This window comes from Pseudomonas sp. TNT2022 ID1044 (genome assembly GCF_028656895.1).
In the GTDB taxonomy this organism is placed as follows: Bacteria; Pseudomonadota; Gammaproteobacteria; order Pseudomonadales; family Pseudomonadaceae; genus Aquipseudomonas; species Aquipseudomonas reinekei.
In genome coordinates this window covers 85,225-103,849 of sequence record NZ_JAMDHB010000002.1, presented here as the reverse complement: position 1 = coordinate 103,849, position 18,625 = coordinate 85,225, and the positions used below count along the sequence as shown (strand labels likewise).

Sequence of the window (18,625 nt, the reverse complement as noted above, 5' to 3'; positions counted from 1 at the left end):
CTCGTTGGGTCAATGGCGCCGATTCTAACAGAGCGAGGCATGGCTGAACCCGAGACAAAAAAACCGCCCTTGCGGGCGGTCAAGCATTGCAGAAGCGAATCAGAACCCGAGGCTGAAACTGATGGTCATCGCATGGTCGTTGCTGTCGCCGGAGACCTGCCCCGAATAACCGATACCGAGTTTGCCGGTCGGGCTGATCTGGAAATCCACCCCGGCTTCAAGCACCGCGCTGTCCTCGGCAATCGGCACACCCTGCACGGTGTACGAGGCACCGCCGTCGATAAAGGTCATGTCCGCGTCGGGCTTGGTATCACCGAAGGCGTGACGCCAGCCAATGGCGGCACGCGGGGTGAACTGTCCACCGTTGGCCAGGGTGATGCGTTTGCCGGCGCGCAGGCCGAGGGTGGAGAACGTGATGTCCTGGTCGGACTCAGCCGACAGGCGCCCCACCCCGCCTTTCTCCTTGGCTTTGTCGCTGTCGTAGTTGACGTAGGCCAGGCCGGCGAACGGCTCAAGGGCAATGCCGGCCGCCTCGACGGTGTAACCGGCTTCGCCGAACACCTGGGCGCTGCGTGCGTCGTAGTTGGCCTCCAGCCGATCGTTGTAGGCACCGACGCTGACGTCGCGCTTGCTCTCGATGTCATGCCAGCCATACGCCGCGCCAAGGCGCACAGCCAGCGCATCGAATTGCGAGTTCAGGTACGCCGCCAGGTGGTAGCTCTCCACCGTGGCGTCCGAACGCCGGTCATGGGCGTCAATGTCGCTGCGGGTGTAGCCGGCGGCCATCCCAACGCGCCACTGATCATCGAGCTGCTTGTCGGTGCCGAGCAGGAAACCGCTGAGGTTGCGATCCAGTTTCGCGCTGTTGCTGTCGCCATCGGACTCACCCCACGCCCCCAGGGCACGCACCCATCCGACCATCTCGCCGTGGCAACCGTTGCTGCTCAACTGATTGTCGCTGGGCGCCAGTGCGTTGCGCGGATCGTCCGTTGCGCTGCACGACGGCTGGCGCATGCGGTCGTTGACTGCGTCGCGCACGTAGCGGGAATCTTCCAGAATCGCGCTGGCCGTACTCGCGTGGATTTCCCCGGACAGGCTGTCGAAGGCGTTGCGTGCCTGAGCGACGCTGAGGTTGAGGATTTCGTTCTGCAACATTGCCCCGGCCGGCCCGTTGTTGGTCAACGCTGTGGCGGTGTTGAACTGGTTGCCGGTCGCGGCCACGTCGGCGAAGGAGTTGCCGTTGCGGCTGACCGCCAGATTCACCGCGTTCGCATCGTAGACCAGTGCGGTGTCGAGGAACGCGTATTGCGGCAGATCGGTTGTACTGAATGTCCCCGACACGCCACCGCCCGCACTGATCAGTGAATAGATGGTGTTGCCGGTGAACGGTGCGAGGCTCGTGACTTGCAGGCCGCCACCGAGGACTGCGGTGCCTCCGACGGCCAGCGGTGTGGCGGTTGGCGAGCTGACCGTGAGTGCCAACACACCATCGGCGGCGTTGGTCAGGTTACCGCTCACACTCAAGGTGCCATCGGCCCCGCCAGATGCCACGACGCCGTGGTTGTCCACCGCACCGACGCTGCCGTTACCGCTCAGGCCGGCGCCATTGGCGACGGTGATCTGTCCTCCAAGCGAGGCGCGGGCCGCAAGGCTACCGACTTGCAACACGCCCTGATCCACCGAGACGCTGCCGTTGAACGGCTGATTACCGGTCAGCAACAAGCGCCCGGCACCGCGTTTGGCCAGTCGTCCGGTGCCGCTGAGCGTGCCAGAGAACTGGCCGGCGACGCTTTGCTGGAACACCAGTTGTGCATTGTTGAGGATGTTGCCTTGCAGGCTGGTGCTGTTGCCGATCAGCGTACCGCCGCTGACAGTGGTGCCGCCGCTGTAGGTGTTGGCGGCGCTGAGCGATAGCGTGCCGGAATCAAGCTTTTCGATACCGCCAATGCCCACCAGCGGCACGGAGATCTCGGTGGTCGCCCCTGCGTTGACCCGCACCGGCGCGAGACTGCCGCCCGCCCCGTTGACCGGTGTCAGCGAACCGCCAGCCCCCGACGCCAGGCTGTAACCGCTGCCGAGGAACTGCAACCCGGTGAAACGCTGATTGCCGAGCACCGTCACGGCGCCACCCTGCCCGCCGAACACCGCGAACTGGCCGTTGGCGCCCAACGCCTGGGTACCGGTCGGATCGGTCCAGTTGGTGTCCGGCCCCCACACACCGCTGCCGCCACTGATGCTGCCGTCCGGGTTGGTTTTGCCACCGTTCCAGAACTGCACTTCACCCGGCGTGCCTTGCACCAACAGGTTGATCTGATTGGCGATGGCCGTTTGCAGGGTCAGGTTGGCCGCCGAGACCGGCAGGCTGCCGTAGACCAGGCCGTTGTCGGTCAGGCTGCCGCCGTAACTGAATAGTTGATAGACGCCCGTGCCGAAGCCGCCGGCATTGCTGATATTTAGCGTGCCGTCGAGGGTCAGGTTGCCGGCGACGTTGACCACCGTCGTCGAACTGGTGGCCGAGCCGAGGCTGAAGTCCAGGTTGGTCGCCGAGGACAAGGCCAGTGAACCGACCGACAACGGCGTCGCCCCACTGCCGCCCGTCAGGGTCGCGCCGCTGGCCAGTTGCACGGCACCGCCGAGTTGGCCACTGCCGCCGATGCTCGCGCCGCTGTCGACGGTGACGTTGGCGCTGTTGAGTACGCCGTTGACGATCAAGTCGCCGGCCTGCACCGAGGTGTTGCCGGTGAAGGTATTGTTGCCGGTCAGGAGCAATTGACCGCTGCCGGTTTTGTTCAGCGTACCGGTGCCGGTGAGGTTGCCGGTGTAGCTGCCGTCGGCGTTTTGCTCAAAGGTCAGCGCCGCGTTGTTGACGATTGCACCTTGCAGGCTGCTGGTGTCACCGCGGGTGCTGCCACTGTTGAGCGTGGTGCCACCGCTGTAGGTGTTGGCGCCGCTGAGCAGCAAATCACCCGCGCCGTTTTTCACCAGGCTACCGGTGCCGGTTATCGCCCCGATGAGCGTGGTGTTCTGGTTACCCGCCAGAGTCAGCGTTGCGCCGAGGTTGATGGCGTTGGCCAGTTGCAACGCCGAAGTACTGTCGAGGGTGCCGTTACCCAGCACACTCAATGCACCGCTGCTGATGGCGCTGTTGTTGCCGAGGATCAGCGTGCCGTCATTGAGTTGGGTGCCGCCGCTGTAGGTGTTGCTGCCGTTGAGGGTCAGGCTCGAAGCGCCGGTCTTGATCAGACTCCCGCTGCCGCTGACCACGCCGCCGAGGGTCAAGGCGTTGGAGCCGGCGACGTTCAGGCCACCGTTGAGCACCACGTCGTTGCCGAGGCTGACGGCTGCGTTGCTGTCCAGCGCCGTGCCGTTGGCAGCGGTCAACACGCCGGTGCCGAGCGCCGCGTGGTTGCCGACCACGATCTTGCCGCCATTGAGCGCGGTGCCGCCGGTGTAGCCGTTGGCGGCATTGAGCACCAGGGTGCCGGTGTCGTACTTGCCGAGGGTGCCGGCACCGTTGAGCGCTACGCCGATGGTCGCCGTCGCGTTTGGATCGACACGCACCGAGGCGTTGCCCAGCGAACCGTTGACCAAGTTAAGCGAACCCGCCGTGCCGTTTTGCAGGCTGTAGCCATCGGTGACGAACTGCATGCCGGTGATGGTTTGCGCGCCGTTGACGGTGACGGTACCTGCCGTGCCCTGGAACACCGCGAAGTTATTGGCCCAGCCTTGGTTGGTGGTGCCGTTGACGTCGGTCCAGTTGGTGGTGCCCGTACCCCAGGTACCGCTGCCACCGTCCACCGAACCGTTGGCGACCATCTGGTTGCCGTCCCAGAACTGCACGGTAACGCCCGGAGCGGTGACCAGCAGATTGATCTGATTGGCCAGCGCGGTTTGCAATTGCAAATCGCCCGGAGTGACGCTGCCCGGCACGCTGCCGATCAGCATGCCGTTGTCGGTCAGGCCACCGGTGTAGTTGATCAGGCGATACACGCCGCTGCCGAAGCCGCCGATGTCGCTGACGTTGAGCGTACCGTCGAGGGTCAGGTTGCCGCCGACGTTGACCAGTGCGTTGCCGCCACCGGACACCGGTGTGCCGAGGCCGACATCGAAGCTGGAGTTACCGTTGAACACCAGCGAACCGACGGACAATGTGCTGCCGGTCACACCCGCCAGATGACCGCCATCGGCCACCGTCACCGCGCCGGTCAAACTGCCGCTGCCGCCGAGGGTGCCGCCGTTGTTCACCAGTACATTGCCGCTGGCCAGCGAACCGTTGACCTGCAGGGTGCCGGCATTGACGTTAGTGTCGCCGGTCAGGTCGCTGATGCCACTGAGGGTCAGGGTGCCGCTGCCGAGCTTGGTCAATCCGCCGTCACCGCTGAGGATGCCGGCGAACGTGCTGCTGACATTGTTGCCTCCGAGGCTCAGGGTGTTGCCGGTACCGATCAGTGCAGTACCGCTGCCTGTGAGGCTGGCGAGGCTGCCCGATGCACCGAGATTCAGCGCCGCGCCGCCAGCGAGATTGACCGTGGCGTTGTTGCCCAGCGCCGCACCACTCAGCGTGGTCAGGCTGCCGGACAGCACATCGAACGTGCCGCTGAAGGTGTTGTTGCCACTCAGGGTCACGTCGGCCAGACCATTTTTGGTCAGCGTGCCGGCCCCTGCAATCACACCGCCAAGGGTCAGGTTGTTGTTGCCGGCCAGGCTAAAATTGGCATTGACGTTGACGTTGTTGGCCAGCACCAGTGGTGCTGAGTTATCGAGGGTCGAAGCCCCGGCCACGGTCAGCGCGCCGCTGCCCAGAGAGCCACCGGTGCCGAGAGTCAGCGTACCGGCGTTCAGTGTGGTGCCGCCGCTGAAGGTGTTGATGCCGTTGAGCGTCAGGTTCGACGCGCCGTTCTTGATCAGTCCGCCAGCGCCGCTGACGACGCCCGCCAGGGTCAGATTGTGGGTGCCTGTGTTGCTCAGGTTGGCGTTGAGCACCACGTTGTTGCCCAGGCTCAGTGCACTGTTGCTGTCCAGCGCCGAAGCACCGGCCACGGTGAGGTTGCCCAGACCCAGCGCCGAGTTGCTGCCGGCGGTCAGGGTGCCCGCGTTGAGGTTGATGCCACCGAGGAAGTTGTTATTGCCGGCCAGGGTCAGGTTGGCTGCGCCGTTTTTGGTGAGGCTGCCGGCGCCGTTGATCGTGCCGGCAAGCGTCAGATCCGCCGTGCCGCCAATGCCGAGGTTGCCGGCCAGGTTGACGGCGTTGTTCACCGAAACCCCGGTGGCCGCATCCAGCGTGGTACCGCCCGCCGCGTTCAGGGTGCCGGAGCCCAGCGCGGAGTTGGACGCCAGAATCAGTCCACCCGCGTTCAGCGCGACGGGCCCGAGGAAGGCGTTGTTGCCGCCCAGCGTCAGGTTGGCCGCGCCATTTTTGATCAGGCCACCGGTGCCGCCGATCACGCCGTTGAGGGTCAGCGCATGGCTGCCGATCACAGTGAGGTTGCCGTTGAGCGTTGCAGCGTTGCCGAGGGTCACCGCTGCGTTACTGTCCAGTTGCGTACCGGCGTTGGCGGTCAGCGCACCGCTGCCCAACGCAGTGTTACTGCCGACGATAATCTTGCCGCCGTCCAGTTGCGTACCGCCGCTGTAAGTATTGGCACCGTTGAGTACCAAAGTGCCGGAGTCGAGTTTGTTGAGAATGCCGCTGCCATCGATGTTCACGCCGATGGTCCCGGTCACGCCTGGATCGACACGCACCGCCGTGGTCCCGCCAGTGCCGTTGACCGCGGTCAGTTGCCCCGCCGCACCGTTGACCAGGTTGTAGCCGTCGGTGAGGAACTGCATGCCGGTGAAGGCTTGCGTGCCGTTCACCGTCACCGTTCCGGCACTGCCCTGGAACACCGCGAAGTCGCCGGCCCATGGCTGGTTGACCAGACCGTTGGCATCGGTCCAGTTGGTGCCGACCGCATTCCACGTGCCGCTGCCGCCATCGACGACGCCGTTGGCAATGGTCTGGCTGCCGTCCCAGTAACGGATGTTGACGTTCGGCGCCGAGACTTGAATGTTGATCTGATTGGCCACGCCGGTCTGCACCACCAGGTCGCCCAGGCCAAAACCGACCGGCACGCTGGCAACATCGAGGCCCAGGTTGGTCAGGGCGCCGGTGTAGTTGAACAGGCGATACACACCAACGCCGAAACCACCGGCATCGGTGACATTGAGATTGCCGTCGAGGGTGAGGTTGCCGCCGACATTCATCAGCGACGAGGTCGACGGTGTGCCCAGTGCCACATCAACATTGCTGCCGGCCGCGAGGGTCAGAGCACTTGCCGACAAGGTGTTGCCTGACGACAACGCCAGATGGCCGCCGTTGTTGATGTTCACCGAGCCGAGCGCCGAGCCGGTACCGGTCAGGGTGCCGCCGGTATTGACGATGAGTTGTGCACTGCCCAGCGAACCACTGAGGTTCAAGGTGCCGCCATCGATCGTGGTATTGCCGGTGACGCCGTTGATACCGGTCAGATTCAGCGTACCCGTGCCGATTTTGCTGAGGCCGCCGCTGCCGCTGAGGTCACCGTCAAAAGTGCTGGTGACGTTGCCGCCGCCGACCGTCAACGTGTTGCTGCCAGTGAGCTGCACACTGCCGCTGCCGGTCAGCGCGCCGAGGCTGGCGTCGCTGCCCAGATTCAGCCCGGCGCCCGCGCTGATATTGACGCCAGAGGTATTGCCCAACGCATTGGCGTTCAACGTGGTGACGCTGCCGGAAACGATGTTCAGCGCGCCGGTAAAGGTGTTGTTACCAGCGAGGGTCAGGTCCGACAGGCCGTTTTTGGTCAGGCTGCCGGCGCCGTCGATCACGCCGTTGAGGCTCAGGTCGTTGTTGCCCGCGACGGTCAATCCGGCGTTGAGCGTCAGCGCATTGCCAATGCCGAATGACGCGCTGTTATCCAGCGTCGCCGCGCCGCCGACAACCAACGCGCCACTGCCCAAGCCACTGGCATTGCCGAGGGTCAACGTACCGGCGTTGAGCGTGGTGCCGCCGCTGAAGGTGTTGTTGCCGTTGAGGGTCAGGTTGGCCGCGCCGTACTTGATCAACTGGCCGGTGCCACTGGTCACGCCGCCGAGGGTCAGGTTTTGCGTGCCACCGACGGTCAGTGCAGCGTTGAGGGCAACAGCGTTGTTGAGGCTGACCAGCGGCGAATTGCTGTCCAGTGTCGCCGCGCCAGCGACGGTCAGTGCGCCGGAGCCCAATGCAGAACTGTTGCCAACGGTCAGGGTGCCAGCGTTCAGGGTGGTGCCACCGAGGTAGTTGTTGGCCGCATTGAGGATCAGATTGGCCGCGCCGTTTTTCACCAGGCTGCCGGCGCCGCTGACCAGACCGGTCAGGGTCAGGTCCGCCGTACCGCCGATGTTCAGTGCCCCGGCCAGCGCCACCGCGTTGTTCAGGCTGACAGCCGTGTTGGCGTCCAGCGTGGTGCCTGCCGCCGCGTTCAATGTGCCGGCGCCCAGCGCGGTGTTGCTACCAACGGTCAGTTTGCCGGTGTTCAGCGCGGTATTGCCGAAATAGGTGTTGGCACCGTTGAGAGTCAGGTCGGCGGCGCCGTTTTTGACCAACCCACCGATACCGGCGACCACCCCGCCCAGGGTCAACGCGTTGGTGCCCCCCAGGGTCAGCGTGCCGCCAAGGTTGAGGTTGTTGGCCAGGGTTGCCGCGGTGTTGGCATCCAGTGTGGTGCCGTTGGACGCGTTCAGTGCACCGGTGCCGAGTGCAGTGTTGGAACCGACGATCAGTGTGCCGGCGTTCAGCGCGGTGGTGCCGGTGTAGGTGTTATTGCCGTTGAGGGTCAGGCTCGATGCGCCGGTCTTGATCAGGCCGTTGCCGCCGCTGATCACGCCACCGAGGGTCAGTGCGTTGGCGCCACCGGCGGTGAGGTTGGCACCGAGATTGACGTTGTTGTTGAGGGTCACGGCCGAGCTGCTGTTGAGGGTGCTCGCCCCGGCCACAGTCAGTGCCCCTGTGCCCAGCGCCGCGCTGTTGCCGACGGTGAGGCTACCGGCGTTCAGGGTGGCACCGCCAGTGAACGTGTTGACGCCGCCCAGGGTCAGGTTGGCCGCGCCGTTCTTGATCAGTTGACCGGCGCCGTTGACCACGCCGGAGAGGGTCAGGCCGCTGCTGCCGCCGATTGTCAGGGCACTGCTGTTGAGGTTGATGTTGTTGCTCAGGTTGACGGCGGTGTTGCTGTCCAGTGCTGATACATCGATGACGTTCAATGCACCGCTACCCAACGCTGCAGCGTTGCCCACAGTGAGCGTGCCGGCGGCCAGCGTAGTGCCGCCGAGATAGGTGTTGGCACCGTTGAGAATCAGGTTGGTAAAACCGCGCTTGGTCAGCCCGCCACTGCCGCTGATCACACCGCCGAGGGTCAGATCAGCGCTGCCACGGACTTCCAGATCACCGCCGAGGGAAACGTTGTTGGTCAGTGCGACCGCGGTGCTGGCGTCGAGTCTGGTGCCCGCCGCTGCGGTCAAGGCACCGGTACCCAGCGCCGTATTGGAGCCGACAATCAGCGTCCCGGCATTGAGCGCCGTGCCGCCAGCGAAGGTGTTGTTGCCGCTCAGCGTCAGGTCCGCCGTGCCATTCTTGATCAAGTTTCCTGCGCCACTGATGACGCCGCTCAGCCCCAGCGCCTGCGTGCCGCCAAGGGTTACTCCGCCCGCCAGCGCGACGGCGTTGGCCAACGTCACGGCGGCGGTCGCGTCCAGCGTGGTGCCCGCTGCCGCGCTCAACGCACCTGTGCCGAGTGCGGTGTTGCTGCCGACGAACAGGCTGCCGGCATTGAGCAACGTGTTACCGCTGTTGCTGTTGTTGCCGGTCAGTGTGAGGCTCGCGCTGCCGGATTTGGTGATCCCGCCCGTGCCCGACAACACGCCGCCGAGGGTCAGGGCATTGCTGCCGAGCACATTGAGCGCGCCGGTCATGCCAATGTTATTGGTCAGCGTCACATTGGCGGTGCTGTCCAGACTGGTGCCGGCGGCAGTTGTCAGCGCACCGCTACCCAGCGAGTCATTGTTGGTCACCAGCAAGCTGCCGGCGCTCAAGGTTGTGGTACCGGTGTAACCGCTGTTGGCGCCACTGAGGGTCAGGCTGCCGGTGCCGGTTTTGGTGATACCGCTACCGCCGCTGATCAAGCCGCCGAGGGTCAGTGCTCCCGTGCCGCCAGCCGTCAATGTGCCGCCGAGGCTGATGGCGTTGTTCAGGCTGATCGTGCCGGGCGCGCTCACGGTTGTCGCGCCGGTCACGTTGAGGGTACCGGTACTGAAGGCCTGATTGTTGCTGACCTGTACCGTGCCTCCATTGAGCGTGGTGTTGCCCAGATAGGTGTTGGCTGCACTGAGGTTCAACTGACTGGAACCGATCTTGGTCAGCCCACCGCTACCGGAAATCACCCCGCTCAGCGTGGTGGCGTTGTTGCCTTGCACCGTGACACCGCCGGCGCCGAGCGAAATCAGGTTGCTGATGTTCAACCCGGCGTTGCTTGCCTCGAGCACTCCCCCGTTGGAGGTGATCACTCCGCTGCCGAACGTGGCGTTGTTATTGAACCTGGCGATACCGCCGTTAAGCGTGGTCGCGCCGCTGACCAGTGGACCTTGTAACGTCCAGGTGCCGCTGTTGAGGGTCAAGTTGTTGAAGTTGACGTAGGTGGCGCTCGACGCCGTTCCAGCCCCGGTGATACCGCCGCCGACGCCGATCGAGTTTTGCAGGATAAGGCTGTTGGTGCCGCCCGCACCGCCGTCGACCGTGCCGGTGGGCGCAAAAGTCAGGTTGATGCCGATCAGGCCGCCAAGGCCCAGCGAAACCTGAACACCGTCACCGACTTGCACGGAGGATCCCGTCACGGCAGTGAAAGTGTTGGTGCTGTTCGCGCCCATCGACACGCCGCCGGTGATGGCGCCGGCGTTGGTGAAGGTGTTGCCCGCCGCCGACGTCTCGAACGCGATCCGGCCGTTGATGGTGCCGGTGCTGCTGTTGGTCATGTTGACTTGCGAGCCGCCGTAGACGCCGATCACCGGGGTGTCGGCCAGGGTGATGCCGCCGATCGACAGCCCGGTGGAAGAGATGGTGCCGTTGTTGGTGATACTGGTGGTGCCGGCAGCAGCGTTGTTCACGCCAATTGCCAGGCCGTCGATGCTGGTCAGGTTGAGCCCGAGCAGCATCCCGGTACCGCGAATGATCCCGCTGGCGTTATTGAGAATGCTGACGGTACTGGTGGCACCGGTACCAATGAACGCGCCGCCGCTCAACACCGAGACCAGGCCGAGCAGTGCCGGGTCGATGGTGCCGGAGTTGTTCAGGGAGATATTCACCCCGGTCAGGTTCATGACACGGCTGCCGAGGGTCGCATTCATCTGCGCTCCGGAGTTGACGTTGACCGTCAAGGCGTTAGTGGCACTGGAGAAATTATTGAGAAACAGCGGCAGCGAGGGAACGCCGGTACAGGTTACCGTCGAACCCAATGTCGAACACGTAGCCAGTGCGGGTGAGCTCACACCGCCGAACAACAGTCCGGCGACGCTCAGGTACACAGCAAGGGAAAGAGGGGAAAAACGCGAAATGAGGGCGACACCAAACCTTGCTTCCACGGGGTACTCCTTTCGTGGCCAAACCACTTCAATCCATGAAGGGCAAGCAGCAATGACGGTTAAACCGTGACGTGCTGTCAGACTGCAACTACCCAGGAACCGTATCACTCCTGAAACACAGTAGTAGAGGGTGGGTAATGGGCTACCTGTTAAATAGTGCTAGTACTTTGGTGATATGTGTGGGGAACGTGCTGGTTTCGTGGAACTTTTTGAAAATGGATCCACTCGCGGAAGTTGGGTGATTGTCGTGATGCTATCGCCAGGCATTGGCCAAAACGACTCGCCGTTACCGAGGAAACGGACAGGCCGCTGTCACCGTCCGACAATCCGAATGAATTTTCCCAGTGGCGTGCGATCCCTCTATGTACACAGGGAGGATCTAGGGCTTTATGAACAACGCAAAACTTTTCGTCATCGAATACACCCTTCATGGCGCCCCCAAGTCGTTCATTATCCGTCTGGAAAAAATGGACAACGTGGAGGCCTGGCACTGGGCAAGCTGCGACGCGGGCGTCGGGCGAATCCCGCGCTTTGGCCGCGAAAAAGTGCAGAAAACCAGCAAGCCGATGGCGGAGAAATTCGGTGTGGAGAACGTCAAATGGCGGCCGGCAAATTGAAATCCGGCGGGTACGGGGGATAGAACATGGCAGCCACAACCATCAGCCAACCTGCGCATCTGGACTATGGACTGGATACGCTGTTCGGCCGCATCACCAAGAGCGCTGAATGCCGGGTCGGCCTGGAACACGTCGAACATGACCCGATCCGCTTCGCCTTGCGCATTCCGGCACCTTTGCCCGAAGACCTGGAACAGGCGAAAACCCTGGTACTGCGGGTCGAAGGACGCCGACTGACCGGCACCGTTCGCCACAGTGAGCGGCTGGACGATGACAGCCTGAAACTGGAAGTGGAGCCCGACTAGGCTCCACATTCCAATGCGCGGGTCGCTGTTGTCAGTGAGCGCACTTGCAGCCTTTATGGCTGCATTCTTCGCCGTGTTCGTGATGCTTGGCGCAAGCCTCACAGCAATAGTGCTTGCCGTGACGCACGATCGGATGCTCGCCGAGCTTGCAGTTGCATTTCGGACAGTCACAGGTACGGTCATCGGTCATGGAGCTGACTCCTTTGGCAGTGGTCGTCAGGGCTTGAGGAAGAGCCCGTTCAACCAGTGTAGGAGTTGGGACGGGACGCGTTTGCCGAAGAACCCACCGACCGACTGCTGCTGCGATACATGAACACCAGCGCCAGCCCCAAAAGCACCATCGCCACGACCCGACTCCAGGACAACTCAATCGCCGGATTCCCCAACCAGCCAAAATTATCAATCAACATCCCCATCCCCAACTGCCCGACAATCACCGCCACCGTCGCCACCGCCGTCCCCACCCGCGGCACCGCGCCAACCATGACCATCATGTAGACCACCCCAAACAGCGCCCCGCTGAGCTGCCACTTCGGCACCTCCAGCAGACTCACCGCGTAAGCCGGCTCAAAAAACACAATCAGCAAACCGGTCAACACCGTGCCCACCACAAAGGTCAGCAAACTGCTGCGCAGCACCCCCACCGTTTCACCCAGGCGCCCATTGATCGCCGCCTGCACACTCAATACCGCACCGGCAGCGACAACCACCGCCAACAAAACAATCAGACTCATCATTACCCCCGAGCAATCAGAACAAGTGCCGCGACAATCAGCAGCAAGGCCAGCCAACGTTCGCCGTTAACCTTTTTGCGCGTGGCACCGAACCAGCCGAAATGGTCGATCAAGACACTCTTGCCGACCTGCCCGGACAGAATCGCGATCATGGTCATCGCGATACCGATGTGCGGGGTGGCCAGCGTCAGCACCACCACATAGATCGGCCCGAGAAAACCACCGATCAATTGCCAGCGCGGCAACTCGCTAAAGGCCGGACCCTTTTGCGGGCCGCTGAGCAATAGCAGGAAAAACAGAATCGCCGAGCCCACGCCAAAAATACTCAAGGTCGCCCACAAGTGACCCACCTGAACGCCCAAAGGCCCTAGCAGACCGGCCTCCACCGAAAGGCCCATACCGGCCAGAATCACCAACGGCAGCAACAACAGCCGTAGCCCGGAACGGGTGACCGGCGCCGCTGTGCCACTCACGTCATCAACAGAAGCCTGCATAGTCAACACCTGCGTAAAGGAACGATGGCGCGCATTATCGTCTGGCATAGCTGTGCGATAAATGGGAGCATCCGGACAACACTTTTGCGTAACTCGCACAGCAGGATTGACCATGCACGGCCTCAACGAACTGGGATTCAAGACGCTTCGGCTGTTTGTTTCGGTACTCGATCACGGCAGCTTTTCCGAAGTCGCCCGCCGCGAAGGCGTGGCACCCTCTTCGATTTCCCGGCAGATCCAATTGATGGAGCAGGCCCTCAGCCAGCAATTGCTCTACCGCCACACCCGCGCCGTTACGCCCACCGAAGCTGGCCGGGTGCTGGGCGAGCACGCGCGGCTGGTGCTGGTGCAACTGGAGGAAGCCGAGCAGGCGTTGCTGGAACAACAAAGCGAGCCGAGCGGGCTGGTGCGCATCAACGCACCGGTGGTTTTCGGCCAGCGGCACCTGACGCCGTGGCTGGGGCAACTGTGGGCGCGTTATCCGAAGCTGCAACTGGATATCCAGCAGACCGACAGCTACGTCGCGCCTTTGCAGGAAGGCGCCGACTTGCTGTTTCGCATCGGCCCGCTGCGCGACTCCAGCCTGCAGGCGCGGGTTCTGGCGCCGCAGCGTTTTCAGGTGGCGGCGAGCCCGGCCTATCTGGAACGCCACGGCACGCCCGAACATCCCGACGAACTCGCCAGGCACCAGTGCCTGGTCTACAAAGGCGTGTCTGGTCTGCAGCGCTGGTTTTTCCGCAAGGGTACCCAGCCGTGGGTGCCGTATTCGGTGAAGGGGCCGCTTACGGGTAACCACGCTGAGACCCTGACGCAAGCCGCTGAACAGGGGTCGGGGCTGGTGATGTTTCCGTCATGGTTGATTGGTGAGTCGGTACGCAACGGCACGCTGGTGCCGGTGCTGGGGAACTATCAGGTTTCCAACAGCCTGGAGCCACAGCAGATCGCCGTGCTCTGGCCCGGCAGCCGGCGCTTGTCGGTGAAGGTCAGGACGGTGATTGACTACTTTGTCGAGTGTTTCGGCGAAGTGCCGTACTGGGACAGACCGTAGGAGCCGGCTTGCTGGCGATGGCGTCTTCGAGGGCGCTATCGCCAGCAAGCCGGCTGCTGCAGTGGGGTGTTGCTGGTCAGATGCGGAATTGGCCGACCAGACTGCCCAGCCGCTGCCCAAGGTCCGCCAGGCTGCGCGAGGTTTGCGCGCCCAGCTGGGTTTCATCGGCGACGTTGTCGACCGCCACCGCAATCTGGTGGACGCTGCGGTTGATCTCTTCAGCCACAGCCGTCTGTTCCTCGGCGGCGCTGGCGATCTGCGCGTTCATCGAATTGATGGTGGCAATCAACTGCGCCATGGTATCGAGCGAGGCACCCGCCTCGTTGGCTTGCGCGGACGTGCCGTCACCGGCTTCGCTGGAACGGCGCATGGCTTCCACCGCCGATTGGGTGCCGGCCTGCAAGCGATCGATCATGCCCTGGATTTCCTGAGTGCTGATCTGCGTACGGCTGGCCAGCGCCCGTACTTCATCGGCCACCACCGCAAAGCCGCGCCCGGCCTCACCGGCACGGGCCGCTTCGATGGCCGCGTTGAGTGCCAGCAGGTTGGTCTGCTCGGCGATCGAGCGAATCACCCCGAGCACGCTGACAATCGACGACACGTCTTTTTGCAGGCTGTCCAAAGACACGCCGCTGCTGCGAATGTCATCCACCAACGCATGAATCTTGACGATGCTGCCCGCCACCACACGCTTGGCGGCCTGTCCTTCTTCATCGGTCTGCTGGGCGGCAACCGCGGCATTTTGCGCACTCTTGGCCACTTCCTGGGCGGCGGCGGACATCTCGTTGATCGCCGTGGCGACCTGATCGGTCTCGTGACGCTGACGCTCCATGGCCTGGTCCGAACGGTTGGCCTGGTCGGAAACCTGGGTCACCAGCCCGGTCAGCTGTGAAGTCATTTCGGTGATCTGGCGCACCAGGCCATGGATCTTGTCGACGAAGCGGTTGAACGAGCCGGCCAGTTGGCCCAGCTCATCCTGGCTGGTGATGTTCAGGCGACGGGTCAGGTCACCCTCGCCCGCCGCGATGTCGTCGAGGTTGGCTTTCATCTGGTTCAGCGGGCGCAGAATGGTGTTGGCCAACAACATCCCGGCTGCGGCGAGCAGCACCAGCACCACCACGGCCACGCCGACAATGCTCAGCACCACGCCTTGCATGCGTTCCTGAACCTTGGCCTCGACCACGGCGACTTGCGCTTCGATACCGTCAAGGTTGACCGACGTACCCACCGCCATGTCCCACTTCGGCAGGTATTCGGTGTAACCGAGCTTGGGCACCAGCACCTTGTTATTGCCCGGCAACGGCGAGCTGTATTGCAGGTAGTGCGTACCGTCCTGGGCGACTTTCACCAGGTCGCGGTTGACGTAAACCCCGTTGGGATCGCGGTTGTCCTTGAAACTTTTGCCCACGCCTTCAGGATCTTTGGCCTTGAACAGGCGCACGGTATTGGAGTCGTAGCCGAAGAAGTAGCCGTCCTTGCCGTAGGTGATGTTCGACAACAACTTGATGGCTTGCGCCCGCGCCGCGTCATCGCCCTGCGCAGCAGCGTCGTACAGCGGCTTGATCGTGGTCATCGCCACGGCCACATAACTTTGCAGGGTCGCCTTGGCATCGCTGAGCAGGCGCTCGCGGGTGACCTCGACCTCTTGGCGGGCCTGGCCTTGCAGGATGAACAACGTGGTCAGGCTGATAACCAGTGCGAAGAGCAACACCGGGAGGACGGCAAGGGACAGGACTTTGGCCTTCAGGCTCATGCGCATGACGTTCACTCTTTGATTTTGTTGGCGTGGTTAAAGCTTTAACGGCAGGCCAATTCAAAAGTTGAACGCGGTCACTGTGGGAGCGAGCCTGCTCGCGATGACGGCCTGTCAGTCACATAGATGCTGAAAGTGCCGACGCTTTCGCGAGCAGGCTCGCTCCCACGGGGTGAATTGCGGTGTTACAGCACCATCGCGGCAATCCAGCCAAACGCCAGCAGCGGCAGGTTGTAGTGCAGGAAAGTCGGGACCACGGTGTCCCAGATGTGATGGTGCTGGCCGTCGATGTTCAGGCCGGAAGTCGGGCCGAGGGTCGAGTCCGAGGCTGGCGAACCGGCGTCACCGAGGGCGCCGGCGGTGCCGACAATGCACACGATGGCGATCGGGCTGAAGCCCAGTTGCACGCACAACGGCACAAAAATCGCCGCCAGGATCGGCACGGTGGAGAACGACGAGCCGATGCCCATGGTCACCAGCAAGCCCACCAGCAACATCAGCAACGCACCGACGCCTTTGCTGTGATCGATGTACGCGGCCGACGATTCGACCAGCGTCTGCACCTCACCGGTGGCCTTCATCACTTCGGCGAACCCCGAGGCGGCGATCATGATGAAGCCGATCATCGCCATCATCTTCATGCCTTCGGTGAACAGGTCGTCGGTGTCGCGCCATTTGACGATGCCCGAGACCGAGAAAATCAGAAAACCAGCCAGCGCACCAATAATCATCGAATCCAGCAGCAACTGAATAATGAAGGCTGCGGCAATCGCCACAACCGCCACCATCAGGCTCATCGGGTTGTACCGCACCGCAACCTGCTCGACTTGCTCGATCTTTTTCAGGTCGTAGACACGCTTCTTGCGGTAGCTGATGAACGCGATCAGCAAGCCCGTCACCATGCCCAGCGCCGGAATACCCATGGCGTGGGTGACGTTGATGCCGCTGACGTCCACACCACTGCGGGCGACGTTGGCCAGCAGGATTTCATTGAGGAAGATGTTGCCGAAGCCCACCGGCAGGAACATGTACGGGGTGATCAGGCCGAAGGTAATGACACAGGCGATCAACCGTCGATCCAGCTGCAGCTTGGTCAGCACGTAGAGAAGCGGCGGCACCAGCAATGGAATGAAGGCGATATGTATCGGCAAGATGTTCTGCGAGGCAATGGCCACGACCCAGAGCAGACCGATCAACAACCACTTGACCTGGCCACCGCCCGTGGCGTGCTGGCGATCGACCATCGACAGCACCTTGTCGGCCAGCGCATGGGCCATGCCGGACTTGGCAATGGCCACCGCGAAAGCACCGAGCAACGCGTAGGACAATGCCACGGTCGCCCCGCCGCCGAGGCCGCTGTTGAAGGCTTTGAGGGTCGCGTCGATTCCCAGGCCACCGGTCAAACCGCCCACCAGCGCACCCACGATCAGCGCGATCACCACATGCACGCGGGACAGACTGAGTATCAGCATGACGCCAACCGCGGCAATTACTGCATTCATTTCATTACCTCGACACAAACGGAAAGAGTCCGGTCGGCAGCAAGCATGGGCCGCCAGCGGATTGATGTATGGGTTTTATTAGAGGGCGCGCACTGTGAAGGAAGCAGCGGCAAGCTGCAACCCTCAAGCCAGTGTGTTTTTCACTGGCAGCTTGCCGCTGGCAACTCAAGAAAGCTGCTTTCAAGCCGTTACAGTGCAAAGTCTCAGATATTTATCGAATAAAGGACGTCTCCATGTCGCTCAGACAACTTTCCATTCAATGGAAAATCACCCTGCTGGCCGGGCTGTGCCTGGCGGGCATCGTGACCCTGCTGGTGGGTCTTTCGCTGTACCGCATGGAGCACAGCTCCGCGTTGGTGAAAGCTTCCAGCATGGAGATGCTGACTGAAGCGGCCCAGGCGCGGATCGAGTCCCAGGGTGAAAACCAGGCGCTGGTCATTCGCCAGCAATTCATGGACGCCTATCAATACGGGCATGGGTTCTCCCGTCAGGTGCTGTTTCTGCGGGATCAGGCCGAAAAGCGCTTCCTCGATGCCTTCGACCTGCGCGAAGACCTGACCCGTCAGGTCAAATCGGCCCTGCAAGCCAATCCGGAACTGCTGGGTTTGTCCCTGGTGTTTGAACCCAACGGGCTGGACGGCAAGGACGAACTGTTCAGCGGCCAGGACGAATTGGGCAGCAACGACAAGGGCCGCTTCGCCCTGTACTGGTCGCAGCCTGCGCCGGGCAAGGTGACGTCGATGGCGCTGCCGGAAAGCGACATGACCGACACCAGCACCGGCCCCAGCGGCGAACCGGCCAACGCCTGGTTCACCTGCCCGCGCACCAGCCTCAAGCCCTGCGTGATCGAACCCTACTTTTATATGATCGACGGCCAGAAAGTGCTGATGACCAGCATCGTTTTCCCGCTGATGGTCAACGGCAAGGTGATCGCTTCGTTATCGGTGGACATCAATCTCAACCGCTTGCAAGCCATCAGTCAGGGCGCCAGCAAAAAACTGTACGACGGCCAGACCCGTGTCAGCATTATCAGTCCTGCCGGCCTGCTCGCCGGCCACAGCCCGGACGCCGGCAAACTCAGCCAGCGCCTGGAAGCCATCGACCCCACCAACGGTGCCGAGTTGATGCGCACCCTCGCGACCAGCAGCGAGACCGCCAGCCTGCACAGCAATCAACAGCTCAAAGTACTGTCGCCGTTCCAGCCGATCCCCGGTGGAAAATCCTGGGGCGTGTTGCTCGACGTCCCGGAGAAAGTGCTGATCGGCCCCGCCGAGACCCTGAAAAAGCAACTGGATGAAGGCAACACCGCCGGCACCCTGACCGAATTGGGCCTGGGTGCGCTCGCCGCATTGATCGGGCTGGTACTGGTGTGGCTGATGGCCCGCAGCGTGACCAAGCCGATTTTGGGCGTGGCGCACATGCTCGAAGACATCGCCAGCGGCGAAGGTGACCTGACCCGCCGCCTGGCCTACGACAAGCAGGATGAACTGGGCCAATTGGCGGGCTGGTTCAACCGCTTCCTCGACAAGCTGCAACCCATCATCGC

The 18,625-nt window shown here is 62.7% G+C and carries 9 protein-coding genes and 1 pseudogene; 4 read left to right on the top strand and 6 right to left on the bottom strand.

What is annotated here, in order from left to right:
* Positions 1-99 precede the first annotated feature (99 nt).
* Positions 100-10,626 carry an autotransporter-associated beta strand repeat-containing protein gene (locus tag M5G20_RS04715; protein ID WP_273918148.1) on the bottom strand — a complete coding sequence of 3,509 codons (10,527 nt, stop codon included), beginning with the start codon at positions 10,624-10,626 and terminating at the stop codon, positions 100-102.
* 389 nt (positions 10,627-11,015) lie between these two features.
* On the opposite strand from M5G20_RS04715, the gene M5G20_RS04710 reads away from it, so the two are divergent.
* Complete coding sequence (locus M5G20_RS04710; RefSeq protein ID WP_273918147.1) at positions 11,016-11,243, top strand: DUF6555 family protein; 228 nt, start codon at positions 11,016-11,018, stop codon at positions 11,241-11,243.
* A gap of 26 nt (positions 11,244-11,269) precedes the next feature.
* Positions 11,270-11,548 carry a hypothetical protein gene (locus tag M5G20_RS04705; RefSeq protein ID WP_273918146.1) on the top strand — a complete coding sequence of 93 codons (279 nt, stop codon included), beginning with the start codon at positions 11,270-11,272 and terminating at the stop codon, positions 11,546-11,548.
* A 31-nt stretch (positions 11,549-11,579) separates the two neighbouring features.
* Here M5G20_RS04705 and M5G20_RS04700 read toward each other — a convergent pair whose 3' ends face one another.
* The 3 genes from M5G20_RS04700 to M5G20_RS04690 are packed head-to-tail and all read right to left on the bottom strand — an operon-like array spanning position 11,580 to position 12,776.
* Positions 11,580-11,738, bottom strand: coding sequence for a metallothionein (locus M5G20_RS04700; RefSeq protein ID WP_212626986.1), 159 nt, complete (start codon positions 11,736-11,738; stop codon positions 11,580-11,582).
* Between the two features lie 49 nt (positions 11,739-11,787).
* Positions 11,788-12,285, bottom strand: a complete 498-nt coding sequence (locus tag M5G20_RS04695; protein ID WP_273918145.1) for a DMT family transporter — start codon at positions 12,283-12,285, stop codon at positions 11,788-11,790.
* The gene (locus tag M5G20_RS04690; RefSeq protein WP_273918144.1) at positions 12,285-12,776 is read right to left on the bottom strand and encodes a DMT family transporter; all 492 of its coding nucleotides are present in this window, start codon (positions 12,774-12,776) and stop codon (positions 12,285-12,287) included. The genes M5G20_RS04695 and M5G20_RS04690 overlap by 1 nt, the downstream gene beginning before the upstream one ends.
* Positions 12,777-12,888: 112 nt before the next feature.
* Here M5G20_RS04690 and M5G20_RS04685 point away from each other — a divergent pair, with 112 nt between their 5' ends.
* Complete coding sequence (locus tag M5G20_RS04685; protein ID WP_273918143.1) at positions 12,889-13,824, top strand: LysR family transcriptional regulator; 936 nt, start codon at positions 12,889-12,891, stop codon at positions 13,822-13,824.
* A gap of 76 nt (positions 13,825-13,900) precedes the next feature.
* Here M5G20_RS04685 and M5G20_RS04680 read toward each other — a convergent pair whose 3' ends face one another.
* The gene (locus M5G20_RS04680) at positions 13,901-15,583 is read right to left on the bottom strand and encodes a methyl-accepting chemotaxis protein (RefSeq protein WP_273918142.1); all 1,683 of its coding nucleotides are present in this window, start codon (positions 15,581-15,583) and stop codon (positions 13,901-13,903) included.
* 179 nt (positions 15,584-15,762) lie between these two features.
* Positions 15,763-17,079, bottom strand: coding sequence for a Na+/H+ antiporter family protein (locus M5G20_RS04675; RefSeq protein WP_273918141.1), 1,317 nt, complete (start codon positions 17,077-17,079; stop codon positions 15,763-15,765).
* A gap of 233 nt (positions 17,080-17,312) precedes the next feature.
* Here M5G20_RS04675 and M5G20_RS30205 point away from each other — a divergent pair.
* Positions 17,313-18,602, top strand: a pseudogene (locus M5G20_RS30205) (HAMP domain-containing protein); the annotation flags it as partial.
* Positions 18,603-18,625: the final 23 nt, after the last annotated feature.

What these genes read in the sequence shown, in the direction of transcription:
- M5G20_RS04710 (WP_273918147.1), top strand. Translation starts at nt 11,016, where the DNA reads ATGAACAACGCAAAACTTTTCGTCATCGAATACACCCTTCATGGCGCC.
- M5G20_RS04705 (WP_273918146.1), top strand. Translation starts at nt 11,270, where the DNA reads ATGGCAGCCACAACCATCAGCCAACCTGCGCATCTGGACTATGGACTG.
- M5G20_RS04700 (WP_212626986.1), bottom strand. Translation starts at nt 11,738, where the DNA reads ATGACCGATGACCGTACCTGTGACTGTCCGAAATGCAACTGCAAGCTC.
- M5G20_RS04695 (WP_273918145.1), bottom strand. Translation starts at nt 12,285, where the DNA reads ATGATGAGTCTGATTGTTTTGTTGGCGGTGGTTGTCGCTGCCGGTGCG.
- M5G20_RS04690 (WP_273918144.1), bottom strand. Translation starts at nt 12,776, where the DNA reads ATGCAGGCTTCTGTTGATGACGTGAGTGGCACAGCGGCGCCGGTCACC.
- M5G20_RS04685 (WP_273918143.1), top strand. Translation starts at nt 12,889, where the DNA reads ATGCACGGCCTCAACGAACTGGGATTCAAGACGCTTCGGCTGTTTGTT.
- M5G20_RS04680 (WP_273918142.1), bottom strand. Translation starts at nt 15,583, where the DNA reads ATGCGCATGAGCCTGAAGGCCAAAGTCCTGTCCCTTGCCGTCCTCCCG.
- M5G20_RS04675 (WP_273918141.1), bottom strand. Translation starts at nt 17,079, where the DNA reads ATGAATGCAGTAATTGCCGCGGTTGGCGTCATGCTGATACTCAGTCTG.